Consider the following 6,090-nt stretch of genomic DNA (forward strand, 5'->3'; position numbering starts at 1 on the left):
CGATGGACAGAGGCGCGACAGAAGGCATGAGCACCGTTCCGAGCAGTTTCGCCGACCTGCCGCTGGAGCCCGCCGAAGCGCAGGGCCCCGGGCAAGCGGGAGCGAGCTCAGCGGCATACGGCAGCGACGCAGGCACTCCGTGGCACTCCCCGGAGGGCATCGACATCCTGCCGCTCTACGGGCCCCACCACGTCGAGGACCTCGCGACGGGCACCTGGCCCGGGCTCACGCCCTACCTGCGCGGTCCGTACCCGACGATGTACACGACCCAGCCGTGGACGATCCGGCAGTATGCCGGGTTCTCGACGGCGCAGGAGTCGAACGCGTTCTACCGGCGCAACCTCGCCGCCGGGCAGAAGGGCCTGTCGGTCGCGTTCGACCTGGCGACGCACCGCGGCTACGACTCGGACCACCCGCGGGTGCGCGGCGACGTCGGCATGGCGGGCGTTGCGATCGACTCGATCCATGACGCGAGAACGCTGTTCGACGGGATCCCGCTCGACCAGATGTCCGTCTCGATGACGATGAACGGCGCCGTCCTGCCGATCATGGCGCTCTACATCGTCGCGGCCGAGGAGCAGGGGGTGAAGCCGGAGCAACTCACGGGGACGATCCAGAACGACATCCTCAAGGAGTTCATGGTCCGCAACACCTACATCTATCCGCCGCTGCCGAGCATGCGGATCATCTCGGACATCTTCGCCTACACGGCCGCGAAGATGCCGCGCTTCAACTCGATCTCGATCTCCGGCTACCACATCCAGGAGGCCGGGGCGACGGCTGACCTCGAGCTCGCCTACACGCTGGCGGACGGGGTCGAGTACATCCGAGCGGGCCTCGACGCCGGGCTCGACATCGACGCGTTCGCGCCGCGGCTGTCGTTCTTCTGGGCGATCGGGATGAACTTCTTCATGGAGGTCGCCAAGCTGCGCGCGGCCCGGGCGCTGTGGGCCCGGCTCGTCGCCCAGTTCGACCCGAAGAACCCGAAATCCCTGTCGCTGCGGACACATTCGCAGACCTCCGGCTGGTCGCTCACCGCGCAGGACGTCTTCAACAACGTCGAGCGGACCTGCATCGAGGCGATGGCGGCGACCCAGGGCCACACCCAGTCGCTGCACACCAACGCGCTCGACGAGGCGATCGCGCTGCCGACCGACTTCTCCGCGCGGATCGCCCGCAACACCCAACTGCTCCTGCAGCAGGAGTCCGGCACGACGCAGGTCATCGACCCGTGGGCCGGGTCGTACTACGTCGAGCGGCTGACCCAGGACCTCGCCGAGAAGGCCTGGGCCCGCATCCAGGAGGCCGAGGCGGCCGGCGGGATGGCCAAGGCGATCGAGGCCGGCATCCCGAAGATGCGCATCGAGGAGGCCGCCGCCCGCACCCAGGCGCGGATCGACTCGGGCGCGCAGGCGGTCATCGGCGTCAACCGCTACCGGCTCGCCGACGAGGACCGGCTCGACGTCCTCAAGGTCGACAACGACGAGGTCTATCGCCAGCAGGTCGAGTCGCTGCGGCGGCTGCGGGCCGAACGCGACTCCGCGGAGGTCGAGCGGACGCTGTCGGCGCTGACGGCGGCTGCCTCGCGGGAGCCGGACCGGAGCGGGTCGCTCGACGGCAACCTCCTTGCGCTTGCGGTCGACGCGGCTCGGGCCAAGGCGACCGTCGGCGAGATCTCCGACGCCCTCGAGAAGGTGTGGGGCCGTCATCAGGCGGTCATCCGTACGATCAGTGGCGTGTACCGCGACGAGTCCTCCCACGCCGACGACGACAAGGTCGCGCGCGTGCTCGAGGCGACCGCTGCCTTCGAGGAGGAGGAGGGCCGTCGCCCGCGCATCCTCGTCGCGAAGATGGGCCAGGACGGCCATGACCGCGGCCAGAAGGTCGTCGTGACGGCGTTCGCCGACCTCGGCTTTGACGTCGACGTGGGCCCGCTCTTCTCGACCCCCGAGGAGGTCGCCCAGCAGGCGGTCGACGCCGACGTGCACATCGTCGGGGTGTCCTCGCTCGCCGCGGGCCACCTGACGCTGCTGCCGGCACTGCGCAAGGCGCTGTCGGACCTCGGGCGCGAGGACATCATGATCGTCATCGGCGGCGTCATCCCGCCCGACGACGTGCCGGTCCTCAAGGAGATGGGCGCTGCGGCGGTCTTCCTGCCCGGGACGGTCATCGCCGACTCCGCCCTCGACCTGCTCGAGAAGCTGTCGGCCCGGCTGAAGTCGTGACCCCCGATCGAGAGCGCACTCCCGACGATCGAGAGCACACTCCCGACGATCGAGAGGACGGGACGGCGCCGCCGCCGCGCAGTCCCGGGATCGATGTGGACGCCTTGGTGTCCGGTGTGCTCGAGGGGCAGCGAGCGAGCGTGGCCCGCGCCATCACCCTCGTCGAGTCCTCTCGTCCGGATCACCGGACTGCCGCACGGGTACTACTCGAGCGGCTCATGGCCGCAGGGACGGCCGGCTCCGACCGGTCCCCCACCGTCCGGGTGGGCATCTCCGGTGTGCCGGGGGTCGGCAAGTCGACCCTGATCGAGTCGCTCGGCCAGCACCTGATCCGCGAGGGGCACCGCGTCGGCGTCCTCGCCGTCGACCCCTCGTCCGTCCGCACCGGAGGCTCGGTCCTCGGCGACAAGACGAGGATGGGAACGCTGTCAGCCAGCCCAGCGGCATACATCCGCCCGTCGCCCTCCGCGGGCACATTGGGAGGGGTGGCGCGCGCAACGACCCAGGCGATGGTCGTCCTCGAAGCAGCCGGGTATGACGTTGTGCTCGTCGAGACGGTCGGCGTCGGTCAGTCAGAGGTGACCGTCGCAGGCATGGTCGACACGTTCCTGTTCCTGACCCTGGCCCGGACCGGCGACCAGCTGCAGGGCATCAAGAAGGGCATCCTCGAGATCGCCGACGTCATCGCGGTCAACAAGGCCGACCAGGAGCACGAGGGTGAATCCCGTGTCGCCGCAAGGGAACTCGGCGGTGCGTTGCGCTTCGTGCACGGCCGGGACAAGGCGGGTTGGGTGCCGCCGGTCGTGACCTGCTCGGGCCTGACCGGGATCGGCATCGACACCGTGTGGGAGCGGGTCCTCGCGCACCGCGAGCAGCTCGGCGATGAGGGTCTGGCCAGCAAGCGCGCAGGCCAGCAGCTCGACTTCATGTGGGCACTCGTGCGCGACGAGCTGGACCAGCGGCTCAAGCGGTCGCGGGAGGTGGCGGACATCCAGGGAGCGGTGAGCGATGCGGTGCTCGCCGGAGAGATCCCCGCGACTGTGGCGGCCGACCGGATCCTCGCGGCCTACGACGAACGCCCCTGAGCCCGTCCCTGAGCCGACCCCAGCCCCCTCCCCCCCGCGATTCGATGTATCAGCGCGCCGCATAGGCCGCGCTGATACATCGAATCGGGAGGCAGTCAGTCGGCCATCAGCTTGGCGCGGCGCTCGGACCACTCCTCCTGGAGGTCTCCCAGCCGGCGAGTGATGAAGTCGATGAAGTCGACCGACAGCTGGAGTCGGCGCCCGGCCGACGTCTCGGGGCCGCCGACGGCCTCGACGCCGCGGGCCATGCTGCGCATGATCTCGTTCATGACCCGGTCGCGGCTCATGATCGCGTCGTGCCAGGCCTCCGCCCGCACGACGTAGACGTCGCGCCGGCTGCCCCGCTCACGTTCCTTGCCGATCATCCCGACGTGCGTGAGATAGCGAACCGCTCCGGAGACCGCAGCCGGGCTGACCTCGAGTGTCTCGGTCAGCTCGGCCGCGGTCATCCGCCCGTCGTCGTCGGCGAGCAGGGCAGCAAAGATGCGCGAGGCGAGGCGCGGCATGCCGGCGTCGGTCAGCACGTCGCCGAACCGCTCGACGTACGCCGCCACCGCCTGCTCGTCCCTCACCTGCTGCACTGCTCTCCTCGCCAACGACGCCTCCTCGTCCTCTCCATCGGACCCCTGCGGGAAGTCTATCCACAGTCGCAAGAAGATTCACTATTTGCTGAATGATGTGTACCGTCGACCGTATGCCCTCAGCAATCGCGGTCCACGGCCTCCGCAAGTCGTTTGGCACGACGCACGCCCTCGATGGGCTCGACCTCGACGTCTCCCCCGGTGAGATCCACGGCTTCCTCGGCCCGAACGGTGCCGGCAAGTCGACGACGATCCGCATCCTCCTTGGCCTGCTCCGCGCCGACGGCGGTGAGGCGACGGTCCTCGGCGAGGACCCGTGGCACGACACCGAGACGCTGCACCGACGGCTCGCCTACGTTCCCGGCGACGTGAGCATCTGGCCGAACCTCACCGGCGGCGAGGCGATCGACCTGCTCGGCCGGCTGCGCGGCGGGCTCGACGAGGCGAAGCGCGCCGACCTCATCGCCCGCTTCGACCTGGACCCGACCAAGAAGGGGCGCACCTACTCGAAGGGCAACCGGCAGAAGGTCGCCCTCGTCGCCGCCCTCTCGGCCAACGTGGAGCTGCTCCTGCTCGACGAGCCCACCTCGGGGCTCGACCCGCTCATGGACGCGGTCTTCCGCAGCGAGGTCCAGCAGTTCACGGCCGGAGGCGGCACCGTGCTCCTCTCGAGCCACCTGCTCAGCGAGGTGGAGGCCCTCGCCGACCGGATCAGCATCATCCGGTCCGGACGCAACGTCGAGTCGGGCACGCTGGAGACCCTCCGTGGTGCCTCCCTGACGAAGGTCGAGGCGACGACCGCGACCCCGGTCGACCCCGCCGAGCTCCAGTCCCTCCGCGGAGTCGCCGACGTCCGGGTCGACGGCCCCCGGGTGACCTGCTCGGTCGCCACCGACCACCTGGGCGAGCTGCTCGAGCGGCTGGGGGTGAGCGGCATACGGACGCTGGCGAGCTCGCCGCCGACGCTCGAGGACCTCTTCATGGAGCAGTACCGCACCCGCGAGGCGAGCCGGTCATGAGCGGCCTGACCGGCACCGGCGCGCTGCTGCGGCTCGCGCTGCGGCGGGACCGTGTCGTCCTGCCGGTGTGCATCGTGCTCCTCGTCCTGCTCGCGGGCGGCTCGGCACAGGCGACCCTCGCGCTCTACGCGACCCCGGCCGAGCTGACGGCCGCCGCCGAGGCGGTCAACGCCTCCCCCTCGATCGTCGCGATGTTCGGGCCCATCGCCGACCCGACGAACCCCGGTGCGATCGCGAGCTTCAAGACCGTCTCCCTGGGCGCGATCTTCGTCGCGCTCCTCGCCTATGCGCTCGTGCGGCGCCACACCCGCACCGAGGAGGAGGCTGGTCGCACCGAGCTCGTCGGCGCCGCCGTCGTCGGGCGCCGCGCGCCGCTCACCGCGGCGGTGCTCCTCGCCATTGGCGCCTGCCTGGTGACCAGCATCCTCGTCGCGGTGTACCTCATCGGGCTCGGACTCGACCCGGCAGGCTCGGTGGGCTACGGGCTCTACTGGCTCTCCGCGGGCCTCGCCTTCACCGGCATCAGCGCCGTCGCGGCGCAGCTGACACAGACCGCGCGGGGGGCCTCGGCCTGGGCGCTCGGCGCGCTCGGCGTCGCCTACGTGCTGCGCGCGATCGGTGCCACGTCCCAGGGCGCCGCGTCGGTCCTCACGTGGCTCTCGCCGCTCGGCTGGGGCGAGAAGCTGGAGATCTATGGGGGAAACCGGTTCGTCGTGTTCCTCATCCCGGTCGCGTTCACGATCGTCACCGTGGGGGCGGCCTACGCGCTCCGCGAGCGGCGCGACCTGGGCGCCGGTCTCGTGGCCGGGCGGGGTGGACCGGCCCGCGCGGCAGCGTCGCTGTCGAGCCCGCTCGCGCTCGCCTGGCGGCTCCAACGCGGCGCGTTCGTCGGCTGGCTAGTGGCCTACGCGTTGCTCGGGTTCGTCCTCGGGGCGGTCGCCGTCAACGTCGGGGACTTCATCAACGACCCGAAGGTCGAGGACATGCTTCGCCAGCTCGGCGGGAACGCGTCGTCGCTGTCCGACCTCTACCTGGCCGCCGAGTTCAACTTCCTCGCCATCGGCGCCGGCGCCTACGGCATCTCCGCCGCGCTGCGGCTGCGCTCCGAGGAGGTCGACGGGCACTCGGAGCAGGTCCTCGCGACCCACACCTCGCGCCCGGCGCTGCTCGGCAGCCACGC

5 protein-coding genes are annotated in these 6,090 nt (G+C 70.7%); 4 read left to right on the top strand and 1 reads right to left on the bottom strand.

Annotation, left to right across the window (positions count from 1 at the left end; translation table 11 throughout):
* Positions 1–26 precede the first annotated feature (26 nt).
* The gene (gene scpA, locus N864_RS18210) at positions 27–2,225 is read left to right on the top strand and encodes a methylmalonyl-CoA mutase (protein WP_205620996.1); all 2,199 of its coding nucleotides are present in this window, start codon (positions 27–29) and stop codon (positions 2,223–2,225) included.
* On the top strand, positions 2,222–3,310 hold the full coding sequence (gene meaB, locus N864_RS18215; protein ID WP_338033658.1) for a methylmalonyl Co-A mutase-associated GTPase MeaB: 1,089 nt from the start codon (positions 2,222–2,224) through the stop codon (positions 3,308–3,310). Before scpA ends, meaB begins: the two co-directional genes overlap by 4 nt.
* A 95-nt stretch (positions 3,311–3,405) precedes the next feature.
* Here meaB and N864_RS18220 read toward each other — a convergent pair whose 3' ends face one another.
* Positions 3,406–3,906 carry a GbsR/MarR family transcriptional regulator gene (locus tag N864_RS18220; RefSeq protein ID WP_240474395.1) on the bottom strand — a complete coding sequence of 167 codons (501 nt, stop codon included), beginning with the start codon at positions 3,904–3,906 and terminating at the stop codon, positions 3,406–3,408.
* 98 nt (positions 3,907–4,004) lie between these two features.
* On the opposite strand from N864_RS18220, the gene N864_RS18225 reads away from it, so the two are divergent.
* Positions 4,005–4,910 (top strand): ABC transporter ATP-binding protein, encoded by a 906-nt coding sequence (locus N864_RS18225; protein ID WP_034720384.1) that lies wholly within the window; start codon positions 4,005–4,007, stop codon positions 4,908–4,910.
* The coding region (locus N864_RS18230; protein WP_034720386.1) for an ABC transporter permease at positions 4,907–6,090 on the top strand (1,184 nt) is incomplete at its 3' end. The genes N864_RS18225 and N864_RS18230, both read left to right, overlap by 4 nt.

Origin of the sequence: Intrasporangium chromatireducens Q5-1 (genome assembly GCF_000576575.1) — a bacterium.
In the GTDB taxonomy this organism is placed as follows: domain Bacteria; phylum Actinomycetota; class Actinomycetes; order Actinomycetales; family Dermatophilaceae; genus Intrasporangium_A; species Intrasporangium_A chromatireducens.

Excerpts from the sequence above, each read along its gene's own strand:
- scpA (WP_205620996.1), top strand. The coding sequence starts at position 27 with ATGAGCACCGTTCCGAGCAGTTTCGCCGACCTGCCGCTGGAGCCCGCC.
- N864_RS18225 (WP_034720384.1), top strand. The coding sequence starts at position 4,005 with ATGCCCTCAGCAATCGCGGTCCACGGCCTCCGCAAGTCGTTTGGCACG.